We start from the raw sequence: 23,953 nt of genomic DNA on the forward strand, positions 1-23,953 counted from the left end.
TTGAGATTCGGTGGAAAAAGCCACCCCTGGTCCTGATGGTATTCCTTAAATACTGGTATTGTTGGTTTTCGTTGTTTTTTCATGCGACAATTTTATGTCGCATTAATTGCTTGTAAATTAATTTTTTTAAAAAAAAGAGGTGTCTTTTGGGACACCCCCATGTACACTATATTCATTATGAAATTTTTTAAGGAATTATTGCTGCTATTTTTCAATAATTATTCACTCATTTTTTTAATGTATAGCTCATTCCAAAATTTAAGGTAAGAGAGGTGGAGTTTTCCCTTATCCAGCCTGAGGCAATAATCTGACCTTATTCTTGCATGCAGTGATAACCTTTCACATCTCTAAAACCATACTGCATATAGTTATGATATGCATAATGCTAAGCAATTCATCCCAAAAATTAGACCAGGATAGCAACGGCTATGGCGGGTCTGCCTTTGTGTTAATTTATGTAATTATTCCTAAAATTTTAATATATATTTTAATATATACAATACCATCATAAAACCCGAAACTAAAATTAATAAATTATTTATATGCTGTATTTCACTATAATGTCTATTACTCTTTAAAATAATTTTTTTTACTGAATTTGTACACTTCAAAGATGTAGCTATTATGAAAATGCATATTAGCGCCAAAAAGGAAAATATTCCTGGTCCTGTTTTTTGTTTATCAAAAATATATACAAAATCAAGTAGAAGCAATATGTTCCATACAATGATAATAATGGCAAGAGGAATTATCTTAACTGGAATTCCATCTATTTTGATTTTATCATTAACAGAGTTTTTTACATCAGAATCAATAAAACCCATTGTACAAATTTTCTCAATTAATTTTACTGGATTTTTCCCAAAAGTCCAAAAAATCATTTTTTGGGGATAATTGTTGCGTGTATGATTAATTCTTATCCCCCATGAAAAAAATGGTATTAACCCGTATCTCTCAACAGAAATAATATCACCTCTTTTAAATGAATAATTCCCAAGTAGCATTACTTTTAGATTTAACATGTCTTTACTAATTGTCAATTTAGCAAACGGAAAAGTAACATTTATACAACCAATTCTTGCTCCACCAATAATAGTTATAGAATCGTGATTCATAGTGACCTCCGAAGCTACTATTATTTTCTCTACACGTTCTTGATGCTCACATATTACACTTTTCTACACAACTTGGCAATACAACACTCATCACAGTGTGGTTTTTTAGTACACACATCTTTGCCATGTTTTACTATTAAGGCATGATATTCATTATAGTCGTATACTGTGCCTTCAAAGTGTTGATGAAAGAATTGTTGCACTGCGGTATAATCTTCAGTACCTGCTAAAAGACCAACACGCGTGAATATGCGCTTTGTGTAGGCATCCACCACAAATATTTTTCTATCCAGTGCATACAACAATATTGAATCAGCAGTCTCAGGTCCAATACGGTGTAGCGATAGCAACTGTGTACGCAACGTTTCGGTGGGAAGCGTTTGCAGCATTTCAAAGTTAAAATTGTAGTGTGCAAACCAGCGTAAAAATGATGCAATGGCACCTGCTTTCTGGTTATAATAGCCTGAAGATTTTATTAAAGGAGCTATCGCCTCCACCTTTTTTTTGAAAAGCTTTTGTGGGTTCAAAAGATTATGTTTTTTAAGATTTCCAATTGCTTTTGCAGCATTGGTCCATGAAACATTTTGTGCCAGTATTGCACCGATAGTTACTTCAAATTGAGTTTCACCCGGCCACCAGTGCTGCGGCCCATAGTGCGATAGTAACTGTTGATAAATTTTGTTTACGATGTGCATGCATTAAAAACTTACCGGCAAGCGTTTGCCCTCATGCTGATCAACAAGGATGTCACCATCTTCCTTATACTTTTTCAGCATAAAATGCGTTACAGTTGACTGCACGTGGTCAATTGTTGCTAGCTTTTCAGCAACAAAAGATGCAACTTCACGCAGAGATGGCCCTTCAACCAGCACAAGCAAATCATAACCGCCGGACAGAAGATACACGGAAGTAACCTCAGGAAAACGGTAGATAATCTCAGCAACTGAGTCAAACCCAACACCGCGTTGTGGTGTAACCTTTACTTCTATGAGCGCCCGCACTTCATGCTGTTTTATACGTTGCCAGTTAATATGTGTTTTATATCGCAGGATGATACGGTCTTTTTCCAGTTTCTTTATATATTTTTGTACCCTGTCAACACTTACATTAAGTTGCTTTGCTATATCTTCTGGCGTTGCTTTTGCATCATTGGATAAAATTTCCAGAATGTCTTCACCTAATTTATCAATTGAATATGGTTTCATTGTTTATTCCTCCAAAAAAATTTTCCTCTCAACTCAACCACATTGTATATTTTTAGTCAATATAAATTACTTGCATAATTTGTTATGTGTGGCAGTACAATACATCGATTTGTTACTATGACAGATACTATTTCATTAATTAATAGTAAATACCAAATTTTATAGTTACATCAGCATGAAAAAACCATATCTTTTTATCATACCTCATGGTGGTTACAAAGTACCTGATGAACTGGCTGAGTTATGTATACTTAGCCAGTTAGAATTATTTTTTGAAGCTGATACAGGGGCAACTGAATGCTTTAAACTGAAAGAATTAGGCACTGTGATAAGCACTCCTGTTCACCGGCTGTTTATTGATGTTGACCGTGATCCTTATATGCTCCCGCCAAAATCACATAATGGTGTTATCAAGACAGCTACCTCACAGAAAAAACAAATTTTTCCAGCGGGGATATTCCCTGACGAGATTGCAATTGCTGGCATGATTAAACGATACTGGTTCCCCTTCCATACCAAAATTGAACAGGCACTGGGAACAAGCCGTTTTATTGTTGTATGTCACACGGTTGCACCTGTTGCACCACCGATTGCTACTGATGCCGGAAGCCCCCGCCCCATTATTACGCTTGAGCATATCACCAGCAATGGAAGTGATATTACAACCTGTGATGAAACACTCACAATAAAGTTATTGGGAATTTTACAGAAGGCTTTTGCCAGTGAAAAATATACTGTTACCACACCCTTTAGTATTGCCAGGCCTTCAAAGCGTTACATCATGTACAAATACGCAAAACATTTATTGCCAATCATTCGGATTTCACTGTCAAAAGCATTGTTTGTAAACGAAAAATATTTTGACCCGCAAACCCTCACCATTGACCCTGATCGTATCCAGAGCATACAGCAAAGACTCTATGAATGTTTTGATACGTTTACACGTTTTATGTAAAAATAAGCTGGAAAAATAGATTCTTAATACAGTATTTGTACTATTAATATTTCCCTCTTGCTTTAGAAAAAAATTAACAAATTACATTTAGCTTTCGTTTGCAATGCATAAAATATATTGCTTGAAATTATAATATATTTTTTTTATATTTGGAATGAATACTATATATTTATTATAGTATATATACTGAAATATTTGGCAGTATTTATTACTAAACTTTTTTCAAGCTAGAAATTCTTGATTAATATAATCATTTTAAAAAACTAATAATTCAAAGAGGGAAATTAACATGAATGCAGTAAAATCAATATATAAAAATGCCCCCAGTAGCATACCTGTACCTAAAGAATTTCAAAGGAAAAACATCGAGGTAATTTTTTTGCCTTTAGAGGATGAAAATAACGTTACTGACATAAGCAAATTTTTTGGGGCAATTCCAGATTTTCCTGAACGCGCACCACAGGGCAAACTTCAAACAAGAGATTGCTTCTAATGAATTATCTTCTAGACACTAACGTCTGTATAAAATTTATAACAGGGAGAAGTATTGCACTCAAAGAAAAAATAGAAACTGCTAACATATCTTCTTTAATTTATATGTTCTGTTGTAAGAGGTGAACTTGAATATGGTGCAAGGAAAAGCAATAATCCTGAAAAAACTTTAGCAATCTTAAAAGAATTCCTTGCATGTTTTCCTGAAATCAGCTATGATTCATCAGCAGCTGAATGCTATGGTATTATACGAGCTGAATTAGAGAAACAGGGCACTCCCATTGGTCCATATGATATGCAAATTGCTGCTATAGCTCTTGCAAATAACTTTACACTTGTAACACATAATATCAAAGAATTCCAACGCATTAAAAACTTACGTATTGAAGATTGGGAATAGAGAAACATTAACAAAACTAAAAAGGACCTGTATAACCTCATCACCACTCTTTGTTCGTTATATACTCATACGCGCTGATTGATGCGGTGGCACCATCAGCTGCTGCCATAAGCACCTGCCGGTATGAGCCTTCCCTTAAGTCACCTGCAGCAAAAAGCCCCTTTATGGGAGTGTGCATATGCATATCAACCTTAACCTGCCCGGCTTCATTTAAAACTTCCTTGGGCAGGTATGCAGTGTTGGGATTGAAACCAATAAATATAAAAAGCCCATCAACAGCTAATTGGTGTTGTGCGTTTGTTTTTTTATTCAAAAGGCTTATTGTTTTTACTTTTTCATCGCCAATAACCTGTGTCACGACAGTATCTAAAACCAGTTCAATCTTTGGATTTGAGCACACTCTATCCTGCAATATTTTTTGCCCCCTGAATTCATCACGCCGGTGAATAAGGTACACCTTTGATGCAAAGCGTGTTAAATACAGTGCCTCCTCAAGCGCGGTATTGCCACCTCCAACAACGGCTGTCACCATATCCTTAAAAAAAGCTGCATCACAGGTGGCACAATAGGAAACACCTCTGCCGGTAAACTCCGATTCACCTGGAACACCCAAGCGTTTGAGTGATGCACCAGTTGCTGCAATTACAGCACGCGCCTCAAGGATACCACCATCTGTTGTTTTTATTTCAAATACATCATTAACTTTCCGCACCTGTTCCACATCTTTGCTTTCTATGGTTACTCCTAACCTTCGTGCCTGCTGTTCCATGTTGCTTGCCAGCTGCCAGCCTTCAACAGGTTCAACAAAGCCCGGATAATTTTCAATTTCATAGGTCAGCATTACCTGTCCGCCAGGTGATATTTTTTCCAGTACCAGCGTATCAAGACCTGCACGCACCGCATAGATAGATGCAGCCATACCAGCAGGCCCGGCACCAATAATGATAAGTTCTTTCATGTAATAAGTCCTCCTCTAAAAATTTTAGATTTGATTTTTATAACAACTCAATAAAATGGAGCAAACTCACTCTGTTATTAAAAAAAACTACTTTAGCATATACCATTTTAAAAACTTTTATGAATACTATAGAGCCACTGCTATCAATTGCAACACTACCAACGACAAAATTATCCATAAAAATGGATTGATGTGCTTAAATATATTTTATAGTTACTATCGCTTATAGTAGTATTAAACCACGGTATTTTAGATTTTTCTAAAATACTATCTTTAATAAATCAAATTTTTTCTTTTGACATGTTACATGTTTACAAAAACTAATGTCAAATACTTTATAGTGTGCTATATTTTTTGATATTTATTTTGATCAGAAAAACTATTCACATCATTAATATCATTATTACCCGTTAGCATATTGTCTGGAACTATCGCCTATTAAAATATGTGGGCGATAGTTACCGATAAAAATCCAATACTAAAGAGTGAGGCTATGGAAGAAATAATCAAATACGGAAAAGGCAGCATCAAAGTCCCCGACAACCCGGTAGTACTTTTTATAGAAGGCGATGGAACAGGACCCGATATCTGGCGAGCAACAAAGATTGTACTGGATGCAGCAGTTAAAAAAGCCTATGGTGGCAAACGCACCATACAATGGCAGGAAATTCTTGCTGGTGAAAAGGCATTCAATATGACTGGAAGCTGGCTTCCCGATGAAACACTGGAAAAAATTAAAAAATATAAAGTTGCCATTAAAGGCCCACTTACCACACCGGTTGGTGGTGGCATACGAAGTATTAATGTTACATTGCGTCAGGTGCTTAAACTGTATGCATGTGTGAGGCCGGTGCGCCATCTGGCTGGCGTACCAAGCCCGCTGAAAAATCCTGAAAAAGTTGATATGGTTATATTCAGAGAAAACATGGAAGATGTGTATGCAGGCATTGAATGGAAGCAGGGCACTCCTGAAGCAAAAAAGATCATTGATTTTTTAAACAACGAAATGGGCCAGTCATTAAGCTATGATACTGGCATTGGGGTAAAACCTATAAGCATAGAAAATACAAGAAATATCGTGCGGGCAGCACTGCGCTATGCTATTGACAACCAGCGCTCAAGCGTCACAATAATGCATAAAGGCAACATAATGAAATTTACCGAAGGTGCATTCCGCGACTGGGCATACCAAACAGCAAAAGAAGAATTTGCAAACTACATCATCACCGAAGATGAGCTGTGGTCTACCTATAACGGCAAGGTACCTGCAGGTAAAATTGTTATTAAAGACCGCATTGCAGACGCCCTTTTTCAGATGGTGCTACTGAGACCTGATGAGTTTGATGTGATTGTGACACCAAATTTAAATGGCGACTATATTTCTGATGCGCTGGCTGCGCAGGTTGGTGGTCTTGGCATGGCACCAGGTGCAAACATTGGCGATGATGCAGCAGTATTTGAAGCAACACACGGTACTGCACCTAAGTACGCCAATCAGGACAAAGTTAATCCAGGCTCGCTTATCTTATCTGGCGAAATGATGCTTCGCTTTATGGGCTGGAAGGAAGCTGCGGATTTAATCATAAAAGGATTGGAAAAAACCATTCAGCAAAAGCGCGTGACCTATGACTTAGAACGGCAGATGGAAGGCGCTACCCTTCTTAAATGTTCTGAGTTTGGTCAGGCAGTTGCCGATAACATGTAATTACACCGGTGTTTTCCAGATATTAATAACGGGATCATCGTTACACTTTTTGCAGAAGGCTTTGGTATTGCCATGCCCGCATCCATAGCACCATATATCAAAAACACGGCAATCTTTGCATAGTGCTTTGCCACACCCATCACAGCGCACCACTGCTTCTTTTGTGTGGCAAACCTCACACAGTATACCCGACACAATTTCCATTTATTTACCCAAGCAAATCATAGTTGTGCTATCGCTTTTCCGGATAGCCTGTTATATCACGTATATCCTGATATAACGGTTGTAATCTGTCGTACAACCTTTTATAAACTTTTTTATATAGCTTATCATAGATAGCTACATCCTTTGGATTGGGGTAGAACACCTTACCAACCCGTGTCATAGCACTCACAGCGGTTTTAAAATCAGGATACAGCTTCAAACCCACTGCGGCATCTATAGCAGCACCAAGCGCTGATGTTTCAAACGTATGGGGGCGCTCGGCTGGAAGGTTAAAAATATCAGCAGTAAGCTGCATTGCCACATCACTCTGGGCACCACCTCCGGATACCCGCAGTTTTTCAATAGGCACCTTATTTCGCTTCTGTGTACGTTCTGCACCCTCACGCAGTGCGTATGCTAACCCTTCAAGTATTGCACGGTAAATGTGTACACGGGTGTGAACATCACCAAATCCAATGATTGCACCTTTAGCTTCAGGACCGGGAATCTTAACCCCGGGTGACCAGTATGGCTGTAGTGTAAGCCCCATTGAGCCTGGTGGCACTTCCTTAACCAGTCTGTCAAAAAGCGCTTCAGGTTTTAAACCCATCTTTTTAGCCTGCAGTTCTTCGCGCGCTCCAAACTCCTTTACAAACCAGCTTAACATCCAGAAGCCCCTGTACACCATTACCTCTGTATTATAGGCCCCGGGCACCGCGCTTGGATATGGCGGGAAGAAGGGGATTATTTCCACATAGTTCGTATTGGTTGTTTCCACCGTGGCAGTGGTACCATAGCTTAAACAGGCAATGTTTGGCGTTAAGCAACCCGAACCTAATACCTCGCATGCTTTATCAGCTGCACCTGCAATAAGTGGCAAACCCTGTGGTATCCCTGTTTCATTACAAGCTTTTTTGGTTATATAACCTAAAACTTCAGTGGGTTTTACCAGCCGCACCAGAGTATCCCTGCTCATGGGGAAAAGCTTCCACTTTAGATCTGAAGCAGGTGCCCAATCCTGAGTCTTGTAATCAAACGGAATAAACCCTACCTGGCAGCCTGTTGAATCAACAAAATCACCGGTTAATCTGTATGTAAAAAACCCGGAAAGAAATAAAAACTTATGTGTCTTTTCCCATATTTCTGGCTGGTACTGACGTATCCAGTTTGCTTCAGCCTCCGTAATAAAATATTCTACAGCATCAAGCATGTTTACAAGTTTTAATCCTGCTTTGATATACCATGGCAACGTAACAATTGACTTGTCAGCCCTGCGCTGATCAAGCCATACAATAGCAGGCCTCAGTGGCTTGCCATTTTTATCCACATTAATCACCGTATCGCGTTGAGTGGTAAGCGTAACACCACGGATATTATCCTTTTTTACTTTCCCTTTAGCTAATAGCTTTTTGGTAGTTGTGCATAGCGTTTTCCAGTAATATTCAGGGTCCTGCTCGGCCCAGCCGGGGTAATTACTAAAATATGGCTCTATGGGAGTTTTTACTATATCAACAACATTCCCCTGTAAATTAAAGACTATTGCCCGTATGGACTGTGTTCCAGCATCAATAGACAAAATAAGTTCTGAATTTTTAGCCATAGCGCTCACCTGTTATTCAAATAATTTTTTATATGCAACCCTATCGCTTATATAGAGCGTATGCATTAAATATTAATAGTATCGTTGTATGACATATAGTGATTTTTTATCAACATAAAAATTATAACAATGTATACTAAAAATTATGCGTACCTTAAAAAAACCGCTTTCTTCATTACTGAGCTTTTGCAATAAAAAAAGCAGTTTTATCCAAATATATTGTGCCCACAAGGAAATATCCCTAAAAAATAGTTTTTAAAAGTTCCCTTATCTATTGAGCAACAAATTCTTCCCTTCTGCTATAAGTTCATCTGTTTTTTGCTTATGAATTTCATCAAAAAAGTTTTGTAATTCATCAACTATCTCTACAATCCACTGCCAGTAGGTCTGTATATCATCATTATCAAATGCAATAAAACCTTTGTAATCAGCATCCTTCCTTCGCATATAAAGGTTAGTCAGATAATTATATATATTCTTTTTCACTGTACCTGATTTAATAAAATGCTGAGCAAGCAATACCTGTATTCCTTCATGTGAAATTGGGAAATACCCCCGTGTTGCCAGTATATACCTGGCAAGCCCTCCAGCAACATAAAATAAAGCTGTAACACATTCCCGGTAATTGTTGGCTTTGTAATTTGCAATGAAACTTAAGAGCTTACTTTCTATAAGGTTGTAAATGTCATCTAATCCCTGTGTTGTCTCAACCATAGTGTATAACCCTTTTTAATTTCTTTGCCAATTGCAGATGTATCCAAACTGTTGGTATCAACAACAAGAAAATGAACTAGTATTTCCGGTGAATTATCAATAATCCATTGCTCAATTAATTTCTCAAGCCTTTTAAAATCTGATAGTTGCTCTACAATAACTGCAACATCTACATCACTGTATTCATTGCTAAGTCCTTTGCTTCGTGAACCATACAAAACAACACCTGTTACCTCATTATAACCTGTTATATAATCTATAAAGCGTGAAATTAATTGTTCTTCGTATGGTGTTAATTTTTTGCTTTTTATCATTTATATATAATCCATTTGTATCTTGTTATACTAAATTGTTTTAAAATACACTAACCGTCAAATTAACCACAGGGTAGTAGTAACTAAATAACATTGCAAGACAATTTTTTTATGGTATTGTACTGTGTTACGTGCTTTTCCCAGTACGTCCGCTTGGTGTGGTGTTGTGTAGATGTTTTCCCCATACTTGTTTCCCCCGTATGTACTTTTTTACTTTACTCTACATACAGAATATATGCATAGTTCTATTCACCTGTAAAGATGGGGTTAATTTGACGGGTACATTTATTCATTTTCTTAATTGAACTTTAACAATGTTTTTATTGAGTATTGTAGCAATTTTTTTAATATCTGATAATTCAATTTTTACATTTTCTAAAACACCTTCAGAAAATCTTGCCCCTATAATATTTGATCCAGTACTTTCGACAAGGAGTACAATTCTCTTTGAAAAAATATACAATACAATTGCAACTACTACAAAGATGAGTATTATCCATGTTCTAAATGAAAATCCACATTCTGATATTGAAACAAAAAAAAGTAGTATTGCAATTAAGATCATCCGTAAAATATTAATATTTCTTGAATAACCATATGCTGTTTCAGCAATTTGAGAATAGGGTATAAATTCCCGCATAACAGAAATAGGTGTTTTGACAAAATAATAAAATCCTTCAGAAACGGCATAAAATTGAAAATCATTTTCAATATTAAGTTTTTTTAACAACCAGCTTATTATCCCTGTTCTTCTAGCATAAATTACAAATTTATTAGAATTTTCATCTATTGATAGTTTATAAATTGCTATTGATGGTCCCCAAAATGAAAATCGTGACCATCTTTCCGTTATCTTCCAAATGAAAAAAACAAGTGGAATAAGAATTATCAAATAATAAATTCCAAACATGAAATTCCCCCTGTTAATATTTTTGGCTTATTCCTTATTTTTGTGAAAATTGTATACTATGTAAAAAAATAGTAGCCAATCCCATTACAAATTTTACGATGTCTTTTCATAAGGAAAAAACTCATAAAAAGTAAGACGAGATTAAAACTACTAGCAAAATTATTAGAAATACCTGGCTGTTTTGTCAAGAAAATACCAAGACGAGAAAAGATATTATTTTAACGGTTGAAAAAAGGATATCTGAGGTAGCCAAGCAAACTTAAGCACAATGAAAGATAGGCGCTATCAAGTAGTTGACTGTACTCTGTACTGTGCTATACTGTTCATTGTAAAAATTTATGGGGTATTATGTTTACACTTATTGAAACAAAACCTGTTGCGCATAACCATTATTTACTCACACTGCACACTGATTGCACTCAGAGCACTCCAGGGCAATTTGTAAACATCAAGGTAAACACAACCACTGATCCGCTCATACGCAGGCCATTTTCCATCTTTGACCATGACGGAACTACCATGCGCATTGTCATCCGGGTTGTGGGAAAAGGCACAGAGAAGATAGTTACTATGCATCCTGGCCCCATCGATTGTATTGGACCATTTGGGAAAGGGTTTTCAGTAGTTACTGGCAAAAAGGCACTCCTTATTGGCGGCGGCGTGGGGAATGCACCATTGTATTATTTAGCAAAATTGTTGAAGAAGGCCCATACTCAGGTTACCTATATCTATGGTTCACGTTCGGCTTCTCACATTTTTTTGTTAGATAGTTACCGGAAACTATCGCACACATGTATTGTAACAACGGATGATGGAAGCAGTGGAATTAAAGGCAATCCCGTTGATATAGCAAAAGACATTGTGGCAAAACATGACTTTGATATTATCTACACCTGTGGTCCAGAAATTATGATGAAGCGCCTATCCCAGGAACTGTCGCACATACCCATTGAAGCGTCCCTTGAACGATACTTTGGCTGCGGCGTTGGACTTTGCTCTGGATGCGCTGTGGCAACTAAAGAAGGATATAAGCGTGCCTGCATTGATGGCCCGGTTTTTGATGCGCACACTGTGCTATGGGATGCACCGTAATTATTTAAACAGGGGCGATAGTTGCTTGAAACGTTCTGTCCCTGCTTTTTCCAGAATCATAAACGAAATTGTCTCAGTGGGATAACAAATTGCTCCTGCCTGCCTGAGCGCTTGTATTGCCATTTCCCACTCATGGGTGCGCCGGGAACACACCGCATCTGATGCGATAATGACATTGTAATTTTCTTTAAGCAGTGACAGTGCTGTAGTAAGCACACAGATATGTGTTTCAATGCCACACAAAATGATATTGGTGCGTTTTATCCGGGTAACCTGCTCACGTATAGTATCATCTTTCATGCAATCAAAAGCTAATTTATCAAAGGCAACCACTCCTTCAAGCCTGTCCATCAACTCCTTGATTGTAGGTCCCAGTCCTTTGCGGTATTGTTCGGTAAGGATTATGGGAAGGCTATACTGCTTGGCCAGTTCAATGAGAATGCCCACATTCTTTGCTACTTTTTTTCGCATCTCATATTCCATTGAGTTAAACAAACTATCCTGCACATCAATGATAAACAGTGCAGTGTTGTCAGGTGTAATATAAAATTTTGAAATATCCATAAGTATCACCGTATCATATTATCTATAGAATCAAGGATATTATCATCCTTTTTTTTCATCTTCTTTAATATCTGCTCCTTCTGTTTTTCGGACACATTAATGTGCGGTATTTTTGTTGTTGGGAGTGTGCTGCCACTTTCACATTTTGTGCATTCCTCCGTAGGCTCAGTGCCAGGGATAAAAAGCTCATCAATAACTTTTTTGCAATAATATGATGGCAAAAGCCCTGATTCTGCACACACCTTTACAGTGGTTATATTTCCATATACCCCAAAATCAAGTACTGGCTCCTTCTGCAAGGCACAGCTCATATACTGCCCCCATACCGGCGCTACCACCGCACCACCTGATTGTCCCGGACCAAGCGACAACCCCTTGCCATCATAACCCATCCATATACCGGTAACAAGCTGCGGGGTAAATCCAACAAACCACGCATCGCGATAGTTACTGGTGGTACCGGTTTTCCCTGCAACAGGTCTTCCAATTGCAGCACCACGCCCCGTTCCTGACGAGATAACCGATTGCATAAGGCTTATGACTATACGTGCTGCTTCCAGTGGCACTATCTGTATGGTGCCATCTTTTTCCTGCTCGGCAAGCTCTGCCTTGATCTCTTCTTCCGGGTTATAGATGATAGTGCCTGTTTTATCCTGCACATAGCGTATTGAATATGGAATAACGTTTTTACCATTGTTGGCAATGATGGCATACGCACGTGACAGCTCAAAGGGACTTACTTCAAAAGAACCTAATGCTATAGAAAAGTTGCGCGGCACTCTGTCTTTCAACTCATTGCGTGATATTTTTAATAGCTTTGCAAAGTAACCAAGTACCGTATCAATACCCAATCCATCGGCAATACGCACTGACACCACATTAATAGATAACGCAAGTGCTCTTCGCAAGGTTACCAGCCCATAATACTCGCCTTCGTAGTTTTCCGGTATCCAGTCACCACCTTCCAAGTCTAAATACAGAATGGGCGAATCCATAATGGTAGTAGCAGCAGTGAATTTTTTTGAATCTATAGCAGCTGTATATAAAAGCGGCTTTATTGCAGATCCCGCCTGCCGTTTTGACTGCATGACGCGGTTAAGTTGATTGGTGCTGGTAAAATCGCTTCCTCCAACCATTGCCTCAATGTAGCCATTGGTGGGATTAATTGAAATGAGGCATCCTTCCACATTCATAAATTCTTTCTGGTCCCAGCTACCTTCAAAATACTGTTGCAGTGTATCCTCAACGCTATCAAGCCCCACAAGAAGATTGAGTGCCTGAAGCTCCCATAAAAGGCCATCTTTCATATACCGGTTAAATTTGCGCTTTTCAGCTGATCCACTGCTTTTTATTGCTGGCAAGCCAAATAACATATTCAATAAATTTACTTCATCGGCAAAGCGATTTGACACATACTCATCATTATCAAACGTCAAACTGCGCGAAATAACCGTTTGCTTTTCCACGGCATCTTTCAAAAGCTTTTGCGCACACTGCTGCTTATCAACATCTAAGGTTGTATATACAGTAAGCCCATCTTCATAAACCGCCTTTTCCCCAAACTTTGCAACCAGCGTACGGCGTATATGTTCGGTAAACCATGGCGCTTTGTTCACACGTGAAGACCAGGTTGTCATGGTTGGTGGCAAATCATTAATGTAAGCCAAATAATCAGGCCAAAAATCAAGATATGCTTTTTCAGCTTGCGGTACGGTTATAAAGCCCATATCTACCATCTTGGCAAGGGCCACCCTGTGGCGCTCCATTGAAAGACGCGGATTTTTTAGGGGCGATAGTACATTGGGAGCCGATGGCAGCGTTGCAAGCAGGCTGCATTCAGCCAAGTTCAACTCCCACACGTGTTTCCCAAAATAAAATTTTGCTGCTGACTCAACGCCGTACGTCCCATGACCCAAAAAAATCTGATTTAAGTACATTTCCATGATTTCATCTTTGGTGTAAAACAACTCAATCATGAGCGAAATAAACGCTTCCTTTACCTTGCGGTATAGTGAACGTTCACCTGAAGTAAGTAAAATTTTTGCAAGCTGCTGTGTTATGGTACTGCCACCCTGTTTAACACGCCCCGAAACAAGGTTTACAAAAAAAGCCCTGACAATACCTTTAGGATTTATCCCAAAATGTTCATAAAATTCATTGTCTTCCATGGCAATGAATGCTTGCATAACATACGGAGGGATTTTTTTAAGAGGCACTACTTCACGTTTTTCCCTGAAAAATTCAGCAACCAGTACATTATTTTTGTCATAAATCTTTGTAGTTTGATACGGTGTGTAATGGGCAAGCGCCCGTACTTTATAAAAATCTATAACCAGAATAACGATAAATGCTATGATAGCACCAGCTATAATGCCAATGATGATAGGCCGTATGTTACCAAAACGCAATTCCAGCGCATACAGCATATCCTCAAAAAAATTAATTATGCGTGTAAAAAAGTCACCCGCACCTATATACGATTTTTTACTAAATTTTCTGTTAACCTGATATCGTCGCATGATTTATACATAGTACTGTCTAATAGTTATGGTATAAACAAAGTTAAACCTTACCATTCAAGTCAACACATTATTGCAACAATTTTTTTTATTTTCCGGTTACTATCGCACACCTTAAACATTTTCTTGACACATAACAGCATTTCGTATACATGTTCAGGCAATAGTTTACTATAAAAAGTTAACGAGGGACCTATGATACCATTTACAAAGCTTCATGGCATTGGTAATGATTATATTTACATAAATGCAATAAAATTTCCGGTAAAAAATCCAAAAAAATTAGCCATTGCAATGAGTAACCGCCATTTTGGTGTTGGTTCTGATGGGCTTATTTTGATTCTACCCTCAAACAAGGCTGATTTCAGGATGCGCATGTTTAACGCCGACGGCAGCGAAGCAGAGATGTGCGGTAACGGAATACGCGCGTTTGCCAAATATGTCTATGACCACAAATTAACAAAGAAAACAAATATTTCGGTTGAAACATTAGCTGGTATTAAATATTTACAATGCACAGTAAAAAATGGCAAGGTGCATATGGTAACCGTTGACATGGGGGAACCAATTTTACTTCGTGATAAAATCCCTATGATAGGCAACCCTGGTATGGTTATTGAAGAAGAAATACACGTTGACGGTGTTAAGTTTCCAATAACTGCTGTTTCAATGGGCAACCCTCATGCCGTAATTTACGTTGAGGATGTAAAAAATTTCCCCGTGGAAAAATATGGCCCAATGATAGAAAACCATGAACTCTTTCCTAAGCGTACCAACGTTGAATTTGTAGAGATAGTTAATGAAAAAGAAGTGATTCAGCGCACCTGGGAGCGTGGCAGTGGAGAAACACTTGCCTGTGGAACCGGAGCATCAGCAGTGACAGTGGCAGGAGTACTTACTAAAAGGACTGCGCGTAAACTTAAAGTACGCCTTTTAGGTGGCAACCTGACAATAGAGTGGAATGGAAAGGATAACCATGTGTATTTAACTGGCCCTGCTGAAGAGGTATTTGAAGGCGTGTGGCCGGAATAATACCTACCACAGATTCTTGCCGTATATACCGTGCTCTAAAAGCACAACTTTAGTAATGCCAGGTATATTGCGGTTTATTGTTTGTTCTAATGCCTTATTGAATGCTTTGAATGAATCAGGAATATACGGCACTTGCCCTTCTATTGTACCAAGCTCACAGTCTATGATGCATGTGGTATCATAAAACCATACATGGCGCACAATGATATCAATGGGTGCTATAGCACGGGTGTTTTCAAACTCTGATCCTTCTGCAACAAGTTTAACAAGCCGCCGCACCCTGCTTTCATTATCTGCAGGCAGCGATACTTCCCGTGTTTCCTTCAGGACTGATTTTGCATCTAAATCGGCAACAAAGATATCTATTGTTTCGCGGGTATCCAGTGCGGGCAATGATGGATAAATATCAAAAATATTTTTGTCCGTAAGAATTGATATGGCAACATAATCAATAACGCACACAACACTGACTGCTAACAGTAGCATGCGATAGCGCTTTTTTGTATCTGCTGGCGGATTTGCTACTAGTTCAATAAAGACAGCATAGTACTGCCTGCATTTTTCTAGTATAGTATTATAGAATTGCCTGGTTTTTTCTTTATACTTTTTATATATGGTTTTCATTTTGTCAAAAGAAAGTTTATGGTTCATACAGTATCATTCCTTCACGGTGTTATATGAAAATTTGTTCTCTACCATGGACAGTAGTGTTGAGCAATAGCTCTGGTAACTATCGCATACATTAATTATTCAATACTGTTTTATTATATGCATCAATAAAACTCATAATGCCCTCAGTTATACCACGTGCAAGCTTTTTTTGATAATTTTTATTTATCAAAAAACTTTTTTCTTTTGTATTGGTAATATAGCCAACCTCAACAAGGGCTGACGGCATCAGGCAGCCACGCAATACAAAAAAATCAGCCTTTTTGACACCTTTTGATTTAAATTCGCTGATATTTCTGTCAAGACCTTTTTGAATTGCGGATGCAAGCATAGAACTTTCTTTTTGAATCTGCGTGGTCAGCATTAGCGCTTCAATAATATCAACATCGCTGTAGCGCTTGCGCTTTTCGGGCGATTCAAATACAATAACATTATTTTCCAGTACCGCGGTGGTACGGGCTTCTTCATTTGAAGGATTTTGCGACAGGTAATACGTTTCAAAACCTGAAATTTTACTCACTACAGCTGCATTGCAATGAATGCTTACAAATATTCCATTAACGCCTTTTTTAAGCAACCTGTTTGCTATCTCAGTACGTTCACCTAAATCTAAAAATTTGTCGGTTGTTCGGGTCATTACCACATCAATGCCTGGCAATTTTTTCTGTAGCTCTAATGCAACCTCTCGTGCAATCTGTAATGTCAGAAGCTTTTCTTTTATACCGCTTTTACCAATAGCACCCGGGTCTTTGCCACCATGTCCTGCATCCACCACAATAAACCCAATAGTATCTTTTGACACGTGTGGCAATGGCTTTTTTTCTTTTTGTTTTTCCTGTGGCGCCACTACTTCCTTTGTTACAATGACATTGTTACCTTTCAAGGCAACGTTATACTCTTCTAACAAGTTTGCTATCATTGGCAGGGCAATATCTAATGGGATAAGTACCTCACCCTGCACACGCGTAACAGGATAGTCACTGCGAAGCAGCATGTCACCGGACAGAGCAACCGACATGCCAACCGTGTAGATTGCAAATCGTGGACCACGCATTACCTTGCCGCGCTGTAGCAGTATGTCAAAAGATGATTGTACCGGCAACATCGTTCGTATATCGTATTCAGATATATAAGCATTGCCGGAAACAACCTTTACCCCCAGTGTGATACTGTCCTGGGAATAAATGTTAGAATAAACAAGTATAAAGACTATATTTAAAAAAAGAATACCACAGTGGGTGATGTGTTTAACAATGTCATGGGATTTTAGCATTGATTTTTTGTAAGGTACTATCGCTTGCCTGTAAAGTAAAATTTGGAATAGATACGCCAGTTACTTATTGATGAAACTACCATGAATACCACAACTAATAGTAATGATATTTGCTGTAATGTGTAGCCAGCAAACGTATATGCAGGATTAACAATGAAAATTAATCCGCAAAGGCCCATGATAACAACCATACATTTTCCTGCAATACTTGGCCGCACCTGAATGTCATGAGCATAAAAAAGATAAAATCCCGCAATGATATGTAACATATCACGGATGATAATGAGGACAATCATCCACAACGGGAATTGCCTGAAATAATAGAGGGTAACAGCCACAATGAGTATGACACATTTATCTGCTATAGGGTCTAAAAACTGCCCTAACCGTGATACCTGATGAAGTAAGCGTGCCAGAATACCATCAATAAAATCCGAAACTGCAACAACAAGATACACTGCCACTGCAAACTTACAGTACCATATATCACCTGTAATCCTTTCGTAGTATAACGCAACAGCAATGGCAGGCGCCATAAGTATTCGTAATACTGAGAGCAAATTGGACCACGTTGCAACACGCCCTTCAAGCAAATCCTTAATTCTCATTATCGTTAACCATCATTGCACTGTATTCCTTAATATAATCAACCCCTAACGCTGTAGCGTCAAGCTAAATTCTTTAAAAAGCTTCCCCATGAAAACTTTATTGACTAAATACCATGCATTCTGGATATATCATTACATCAATTATGGGCACGTCAAAAAAACTGCTTTCTTCCAAAAATTATTCTTATAATAGAAAGCAGTTTTATCCTATACATTGTGCCCACAAGGGAACATCCGAAAGAACAGTTTTTAGAAGTTCCCTCATTTTATTGGGCGATAGTTACTGTTAAATAGAATATACGCAAGGGTAAAGCAATGAAATCAAAATATATCTATTGTATCATACTTATCATAATTGCAATCCTTACTGTTACTCAATGCAGTAAATCACATAATGACATCCATGCAGCTTCTTCAACCACAAAAGCTGTCGTGATAAATGATGCTACATCCGTTCGTATTGACCCACATATATTTTCATCAAGGGTTACCACGGTAAATAAAGGTACCATAGTTACTATAATCGATATATCCAAAGAAAAGCAGTGGGTGGGCGGGCAAATAGATTACTGGTACAAGGTAATGCTGCCCAATACAGTAAAGGGGTGGATTTTTGGATCATCATTAGCCTTACAGATAAATGCATCTGATGCCGCAACAGAACGCTATGTAAACAGCTTATGGAAAAAAGAAGCCGATACAGTGCGAAAGGATATTGCAGGCAAATGGTGGAGTGTGAACAAAAGTGGTGATTTTACCGAACATGCTCTTGAACTGTACCCTGATGGATCATATAAGTCATATCGAAAAGGGACTAAAGGCATAGAGGGAAGCTATTCCCTTAATTTCAGAACAAGTGAAGTTATGTTTCTGGATGGCACCAGTTTTGGAAAAAATTTGTACTTCATTAAAAGAGGAAATTCATATCAATTAGTTGAAAGCCTGCAGGATGCAAAGATTGAATTTAAAAAAATTGCAGAATTTAAAGATTCCATGCCCAACATAGCTCCTGAATCAACTGTTCCGGACACACAGGAAGGTACACTATCGGATGACCAGAACCAAAATACGAATCAATAAATATCTTTCTTTATGCGGATTGGGCTCCCGCAGGAAAACCGAAGAAATTATAAGAAAGGGCCACATTTATATTAATGGCATACTTACTACCGACCTTTCCTATCAGGTGGATATTAATAATGATACGGTTATGTACAGGGGCCAGGTTTTATTGCCTGTTCAATCCTACCACTATCTTATCCTGAACAAACCAAGGGGATATGTGACCACCACAAAAGATGAACGAAATCGCCCCACTGTGTTGCAACTGATACCCCAACAGTTCAGGGAAGAAGGGACATTTCCCGTAGGAAGGCTTGATAAGGATACTGAGGGACTATTGCTTTTTACCAATGATGGGGATTTAGCATACAAATTAACCCACCCACGGTTCAAGGTGCCAAAAACATATCAGGTTACACTTGATCGCCCATTGCGTGATGATCATAAAATGGCGATAGAACATGGTATTGAACTATACGGTTCACAAACACTTCCCGCAACAATTGTTCCTGTAAATGATGAATGGACGATAGTTACCATAACTATAACTGAAGGGAAAAAAAGGCAGGTGCGCATGATGTTTTCAATGCTTGGCTATGAGGTTACCAGTCTTATCCGTATCCAGTACGGGCCCGTTACATTAGGAAACCTACCTACGGGTAAATATAGGGTTCTTTCAAAACAGGAAATAGAAAAATTAAAATCCACTGTTAATTAATTCCTTAATTCACCATTCCATTCGTGACGATATTCATAGTACTACACATTATAAAATTTTATTATAAAAGGTCTGATACTGTATGCAGAATTTTGATTTCCACTCAAATAATAGAAATCCCTATACTGATTACAATGCACAGGATTACCGCGAATATACAATACCGCAAAACTACGCCACAACCAGGTCTTTTTCACAAAAAAGAGCACATCGGATGCTTTCAATTATTATTGCTTTAATAATAATGTCATTTACTGCTGGTCTTGTTGTTGGCATTAAATTTGCGGGAGGCCAGAATAAACCAATTATAGACCCTCATACAAAAGTAGCATTAAACAATGCTGCCCAGAAGGCAAAAACACTGGTTGAACCAAAACAACAGCCACAATTCCCAAAATCAGAATACCCGTATGCCATCAAAATTGGCAATGCTTTTACAAGGGATGAAGCTACCACATTAGCTGGCATAGTAAGTAAAACGGGGCAGCGTATTATCATCGCTAAAAACAAAGATCAGTATAACGTATATGCAGGCCCCTACACCTCACTGCAGGATGCAAAAAAATCATTGAAAATAATTATGGAACAATCCAAAAATGGCAACTTCAGAAATGCTATTATTCTAAAACGTTGATTCATAATGAAGATAACTATCCAAAAAGCTACCAGTGATGATGCAGAACATATTCTTGCCTTACTTTCCCCATATGTAAAAGAGGGCATACTGCTTCCACGAAGCAAAGAGGAAATTGAAAAAACCAGCGATTCTTTTACAGTTGCTATCGCCCAAAAAAAAATTATTGGTGTTGTTTCCCAATATAAATATAACAATAAACTTTTTGAAATCAGGTCACTTGCAGTTAACAGCAAATATCATCACAAAGGTATAGGGAAACAGCTTGTAGCACATGCAATAGAAGATATATTACAACACCACAAGGATGCAAAAATTTTTTGCCTTACCTATAATCCTTCTTTTTTTAAAAAAGCAGGATTTATGGCAGTTGCCAAAGAAACACTCCCTGATAAGATATGGAAAGACTGTCAGTATTGTCAGCATAGGGATAATTGTACTGAAACAGCAATGGTGTATTCGCTCCGATCAAGGAGTTGAAAAGCTATTTATAATCGAAAGCATTATATCTTTGTATAAATCATATCGCTCTTTAGTGGTAAAAATCCTTACACAATATCCTCTATTTTCTTTTGCAAGCAATAGTTCCATACCTTTAAGTTCAACAGTATCCCGCGTAACAAATGTATATAATGCCATACTGTCACTATATTTCAGCAATTCACGATCAAACGTGTCAAATGCAACAGTACGCCAGTGCTGCTCCAACACACGTATTGATTCAATAGTACCAGCAAAGCTTTCAGCTACTATAGTCATGATTGCATCATATCCACTGACATCAGAAAATCGCAGACCTGCCCGCATCACGGTGGAAGCATACTGCAGTGAATCAACCGATTTTGCAGCGATAATCTCCGCATTTCCCTGCAATGTTACTATATAAGGAACCTTGTCATTGAATACATACATTGTAGTGTCTTCCTTTGTTAAATATAACCATGCATCTCTGCTAATGTCAACAAAACGCTTGCCTTGCTTCATCTGCATATCACGCATAAATGCATTTATGTCTTTTTTGGCCTTTATTACATTCATGGATGATTCTTTCAGCGATAAAATTGATTTTGCAATAACCAGTGACTGCGTGCGCTTCCCTGCTTTCCACAAAGATTTTACTTTTGCAGTATAATATTCAAGACCATCACGTGAAACAGGCTTTAAGGTTGTTATGGTATCGTCAGTATAAATTTTTCCGTTTCTATCAAAATAGTATTTATTACCTTCTTTATCTATCATCATAGCCCAGTTGGGCATCTGGGCGTATGTCGATATATGTACACAAACAAGGAATATGATTGGAACAAAAGTTTTCATTATGCTCATTCAATATTTTTTTTCATTTTCTTCTACAATTCGTAACACAATATTTGTTGCCCACTTAGCATTTTGCTTAACAGGTTCACTTAATGGCAATAATCCTGTATCGGCAGGATATATTTGTTTAAAAATAATATCCTTCATCATCAAATTTTGTAACATTTATATTATAGTCTTCACAAAATGCTATCAGGCGATTTATAGTAGTTCTTTTCTGTAGATCCTTACCTTGAGTAATAAATCAATAATTATTTATATTTTATTAGCGTCTTTTATTACTGTCAAGCATAGTTATAAAACATCATATTACTTATAGCTTCATTTACCATAGAAATTCTCGCATGATTACTCAATTATTTTCTTTGACAATTTATACGTTATATTATTAATTCACTTAAGTTTGTCTTTTAGTTCCAATGAAGCTAATAATCAATTGTGTGCATCAGATGATGCGTGTAATAAAGTTTATGTTACTAACGCTGATATTGTTAATTGTAACTATTGCCCAGGCCACAACCGATTACGATTTACTATTTCAAATGATTCTGACTATCGCGTAGAAGTTGGAATTGAATATAAAATAATAGAGCAAGATGCTAAATACCCAGTGGAATGTAAAGACTGCTTCTTTCCCTGTTCGTTTTGATAACTGCGTTTCTTGCTATCCTATCACTTCTGAATACGTCATGTCTTCTGTTACTGCTCAAACCAGCAATTTGGAGCTACCAGTGTCTTTTAAGGCTATTTTATGTTACCTACATACTATCATTTTTATTTTCTGTAAAAATTGCAATCAATTCAATAACCTTAGGAATCTTACTATATAGATGTACACATCATTTCTTGTGTGATGTAACATACTATACAATATTTTAACATTTTCTTTGTAGTAAAAAATTTTTTAGATACTTACAAAAATTGTTGACTGTTTGTATATTATATGACTACAATATTAAATAATATTATATTACAAATAAGGTTAAATTTAAATAAAATCCACCCACTATTAAATTTTAAGGAGGATTTGCCATTATGAAAACCCTATACATAAAGTTTTTGTGTGCTCATATTGTAATATTTTTATTTACTACCTATTCAATTGCAGAAGAAAAGTCATTAAGCTATGACAAAATGCGTAATCTTTTTATTAATCAGCTTTCAACATTTTTAGATCTTAAAAAAAATGGTTACAGTATAAGTCAGTTCAACTTTAATTCTAACGATTATAATCTATACACTTTAGTAGGAGTTAATGGACTGGATTTTAAATATATGGATGGTATTTTTACAGGTATCATTTATATTCACAATAAATCACCTGAAAGTGATACCTTTGCCTACCCTTTAACGTATATAGGTAATTTTGATTTTGGTAAAATTATTTATGGGTTAAACATTGTATATGATAAAGATAAATTAAACAAAACAGAAAATATTAATATTGTCCCAGTACTAAGTTATTATTATTCTGGTGAATTAATTGATTTGACTACTAAATTTTTGAGTGATGATAAACCTCAAAATGTTAATTTTTATTCAATTGAACCTGGCTTTAAATTATCTGACGAGTATAAAATCTATCCATATTATACATTTAATGATATTAATGATTATTATAAATTTCGACAAACAGGTTTACGGTTTGAAATAAATAAATTAGATCCCTGGAATATGAGTGAAAGTTCTGATATAAAATTATTTATGGTTTTAAAGTTTGATATTGAAAATACATACAATAGCATACATTACAATTTTAGCGAATCAATAAAAAATAACGACTACTATACCTATAGATTTGAATTTGAATATGGATACTATCTTGGACTCTGGTATAGCGAATATTATGGTAAGGGTTTTGGTCTTGGTTATGCTTTTAATTTTGAATTAGAT

General features: G+C 37.2%; 27 protein-coding genes. 11 read left to right on the forward strand and 16 right to left on the reverse strand.

All coding sequences use genetic code 11. The annotated features are described in order from the left end of the window. Positions 1-467: 467 nt before the first annotated feature. The 3 genes from AB1444_12845 to AB1444_12855 are packed head-to-tail and all read right to left on the reverse strand — an operon-like array spanning position 468 to position 2,320. Positions 468-1,115 carry a hypothetical protein gene (locus AB1444_12845; protein MEW6527534.1) on the reverse strand — a complete coding sequence of 216 codons (648 nt, stop codon included), beginning with the start codon at positions 1,113-1,115 and terminating at the stop codon, positions 468-470. A 53-nt stretch (positions 1,116-1,168) separates the two neighbouring features. Next, positions 1,169-1,810 (reverse strand): endonuclease, encoded by a 642-nt coding sequence (locus tag AB1444_12850; protein ID MEW6527535.1) that lies wholly within the window; start codon positions 1,808-1,810, stop codon positions 1,169-1,171. A 3-nt stretch (positions 1,811-1,813) separates the two neighbouring features. After that, positions 1,814-2,320 (reverse strand): Lrp/AsnC family transcriptional regulator, encoded by a 507-nt coding sequence (locus tag AB1444_12855; GenBank protein MEW6527536.1) that lies wholly within the window; start codon positions 2,318-2,320, stop codon positions 1,814-1,816. A gap of 175 nt (positions 2,321-2,495) precedes the next feature. On the opposite strand from AB1444_12855, the gene AB1444_12860 reads away from it, so the two are divergent. From AB1444_12860 to AB1444_12870, 3 genes are all read left to right on the forward strand, one after another. Next, the gene (locus AB1444_12860) at positions 2,496-3,275 is read left to right on the forward strand and encodes an N-formylglutamate amidohydrolase (GenBank protein MEW6527537.1); all 780 of its coding nucleotides are present in this window, start codon (positions 2,496-2,498) and stop codon (positions 3,273-3,275) included. 289 nt (positions 3,276-3,564) lie between these two features. Further along, positions 3,565-3,768, forward strand: coding sequence for a hypothetical protein (locus AB1444_12865; protein MEW6527538.1), 204 nt, complete (start codon positions 3,565-3,567; stop codon positions 3,766-3,768). Between the two features lie 102 nt (positions 3,769-3,870). Continuing rightward, the gene (locus AB1444_12870; protein MEW6527539.1) at positions 3,871-4,167 is read left to right on the forward strand and encodes a PIN domain-containing protein; all 297 of its coding nucleotides are present in this window, start codon (positions 3,871-3,873) and stop codon (positions 4,165-4,167) included. Positions 4,168-4,207: 40 nt separating this feature from the next. Here AB1444_12870 and trxB read toward each other — a convergent pair whose 3' ends face one another. Next, entirely contained in the window at positions 4,208-5,125 is a 918-nt protein-coding gene (gene trxB, locus AB1444_12875; GenBank protein MEW6527540.1) for a thioredoxin-disulfide reductase, read from the reverse strand. A gap of 493 nt (positions 5,126-5,618) precedes the next feature. On the opposite strand from trxB, the gene icd reads away from it, so the two are divergent. Continuing rightward, complete coding sequence (gene icd, locus AB1444_12880; protein ID MEW6527541.1) at positions 5,619-6,830, forward strand: isocitrate dehydrogenase (NADP(+)); 1,212 nt, start codon at positions 5,619-5,621, stop codon at positions 6,828-6,830. Here icd and AB1444_12885 read toward each other — a convergent pair whose 3' ends face one another. The 5 genes from AB1444_12885 to AB1444_12905 form a co-directional block, all read right to left on the reverse strand. Continuing rightward, the gene (locus AB1444_12885) at positions 6,831-7,034 is read right to left on the reverse strand and encodes a hypothetical protein (GenBank protein ID MEW6527542.1); all 204 of its coding nucleotides are present in this window, start codon (positions 7,032-7,034) and stop codon (positions 6,831-6,833) included. Between the two features lie 28 nt (positions 7,035-7,062). Continuing rightward, complete coding sequence (locus tag AB1444_12890) at positions 7,063-8,634, reverse strand: FGGY-family carbohydrate kinase (GenBank protein MEW6527543.1); 1,572 nt, start codon at positions 8,632-8,634, stop codon at positions 7,063-7,065. Positions 8,635-8,901: 267 nt separating this feature from the next. After that, positions 8,902-9,348: a hypothetical protein gene (locus AB1444_12895; GenBank protein MEW6527544.1), complete on the reverse strand. Its 447-nt coding sequence runs from the start codon at positions 9,346-9,348 to the stop codon at positions 8,902-8,904. Beyond that, positions 9,324-9,662, reverse strand: a complete 339-nt coding sequence (locus AB1444_12900; GenBank protein ID MEW6527545.1) for a nucleotidyltransferase domain-containing protein — start codon at positions 9,660-9,662, stop codon at positions 9,324-9,326. The genes AB1444_12895 and AB1444_12900 overlap by 25 nt, the downstream gene beginning before the upstream one ends. A gap of 289 nt (positions 9,663-9,951) precedes the next feature. Next, positions 9,952-10,572 (reverse strand): hypothetical protein, encoded by a 621-nt coding sequence (locus tag AB1444_12905; protein MEW6527546.1) that lies wholly within the window; start codon positions 10,570-10,572, stop codon positions 9,952-9,954. 348 nt (positions 10,573-10,920) lie between these two features. On the opposite strand from AB1444_12905, the gene AB1444_12910 reads away from it, so the two are divergent. Next, positions 10,921-11,664 carry a dihydroorotate dehydrogenase electron transfer subunit gene (locus tag AB1444_12910; protein MEW6527547.1) on the forward strand — a complete coding sequence of 248 codons (744 nt, stop codon included), beginning with the start codon at positions 10,921-10,923 and terminating at the stop codon, positions 11,662-11,664. Here AB1444_12910 and AB1444_12915 read toward each other — a convergent pair whose 3' ends face one another. Beyond that, positions 11,665-12,228 (reverse strand): isochorismatase family protein, encoded by a 564-nt coding sequence (locus AB1444_12915; protein ID MEW6527548.1) that lies wholly within the window; start codon positions 12,226-12,228, stop codon positions 11,665-11,667. A 5-nt stretch (positions 12,229-12,233) separates the two neighbouring features. After that, entirely contained in the window at positions 12,234-14,747 is a 2,514-nt protein-coding gene (locus AB1444_12920; GenBank protein ID MEW6527549.1) for a PBP1A family penicillin-binding protein, read from the reverse strand. Between the two features lie 198 nt (positions 14,748-14,945). Between AB1444_12920 and dapF the strand changes: the two genes are divergently transcribed. Continuing rightward, positions 14,946-15,779 carry a diaminopimelate epimerase gene (dapF, locus tag AB1444_12925; protein ID MEW6527550.1) on the forward strand — a complete coding sequence of 278 codons (834 nt, stop codon included), beginning with the start codon at positions 14,946-14,948 and terminating at the stop codon, positions 15,777-15,779. A gap of 3 nt (positions 15,780-15,782) precedes the next feature. On the opposite strand, the gene AB1444_12930 is transcribed toward dapF, so the two are convergent. From AB1444_12930 to AB1444_12940, 3 genes are all read right to left on the reverse strand, one after another. Beyond that, positions 15,783-16,430, reverse strand: a complete 648-nt coding sequence (locus AB1444_12930; protein ID MEW6527551.1) for a hypothetical protein — start codon at positions 16,428-16,430, stop codon at positions 15,783-15,785. A 91-nt stretch (positions 16,431-16,521) separates the two neighbouring features. Next, positions 16,522-17,721 (reverse strand): N-acetylmuramoyl-L-alanine amidase, encoded by a 1,200-nt coding sequence (locus AB1444_12935; protein MEW6527552.1) that lies wholly within the window; start codon positions 17,719-17,721, stop codon positions 16,522-16,524. Positions 17,722-17,738: 17 nt separating this feature from the next. After that, positions 17,739-18,329, reverse strand: a complete 591-nt coding sequence (locus tag AB1444_12940) for a CDP-alcohol phosphatidyltransferase family protein (GenBank protein ID MEW6527553.1) — start codon at positions 18,327-18,329, stop codon at positions 17,739-17,741. 315 nt (positions 18,330-18,644) lie between these two features. Here AB1444_12940 and AB1444_12945 point away from each other — a divergent pair, with 315 nt between their 5' ends. The 4 genes from AB1444_12945 (at position 18,645) to AB1444_12960 (ending at position 21,223) form a co-directional block, all read left to right on the forward strand. Next, positions 18,645-19,409 (forward strand): SH3 domain-containing protein, encoded by a 765-nt coding sequence (locus AB1444_12945; protein MEW6527554.1) that lies wholly within the window; start codon positions 18,645-18,647, stop codon positions 19,407-19,409. Next, a complete protein-coding gene (locus AB1444_12950; GenBank protein MEW6527555.1) occupies positions 19,381-20,109 on the forward strand; it encodes a pseudouridine synthase in 729 nt (242 codons plus the stop codon). The genes AB1444_12945 and AB1444_12950 overlap by 29 nt, the downstream gene beginning before the upstream one ends. A gap of 82 nt (positions 20,110-20,191) precedes the next feature. Next, positions 20,192-20,743 carry an SPOR domain-containing protein gene (locus AB1444_12955; GenBank protein MEW6527556.1) on the forward strand — a complete coding sequence of 184 codons (552 nt, stop codon included), beginning with the start codon at positions 20,192-20,194 and terminating at the stop codon, positions 20,741-20,743. A 6-nt stretch (positions 20,744-20,749) separates the two neighbouring features. Beyond that, on the forward strand, positions 20,750-21,223 hold the full coding sequence (locus AB1444_12960) for an N-acetyltransferase (GenBank protein ID MEW6527557.1): 474 nt from the start codon (positions 20,750-20,752) through the stop codon (positions 21,221-21,223). Here the strand turns inward: AB1444_12960 and AB1444_12965 are convergent. Together AB1444_12965 and AB1444_12970 are read right to left on the reverse strand one after the other, a co-directional pair. Further along, positions 21,212-22,060, reverse strand: a complete 849-nt coding sequence (locus tag AB1444_12965; GenBank protein ID MEW6527558.1) for a hypothetical protein — start codon at positions 22,058-22,060, stop codon at positions 21,212-21,214. The genes AB1444_12960 and AB1444_12965 overlap by 12 nt on opposite strands. 9 nt (positions 22,061-22,069) lie before the next feature. After that, on the reverse strand, positions 22,070-22,225 hold the full coding sequence (locus AB1444_12970) for a hypothetical protein (GenBank protein ID MEW6527559.1): 156 nt from the start codon (positions 22,223-22,225) through the stop codon (positions 22,070-22,072). Positions 22,226-23,095: 870 nt separating this feature from the next. Here AB1444_12970 and AB1444_12975 point away from each other — a divergent pair. After that, positions 23,096-23,953 (forward strand): hypothetical protein (locus AB1444_12975; GenBank protein MEW6527560.1); only part of this gene is annotated, 858 nt, incomplete at its 3' end.

The sequence above is a fragment of the Spirochaetota bacterium genome (assembly GCA_040756435.1).
Classification (GTDB): Bacteria; Spirochaetota; UBA4802; order UBA4802; family UB4802; genus UBA4802.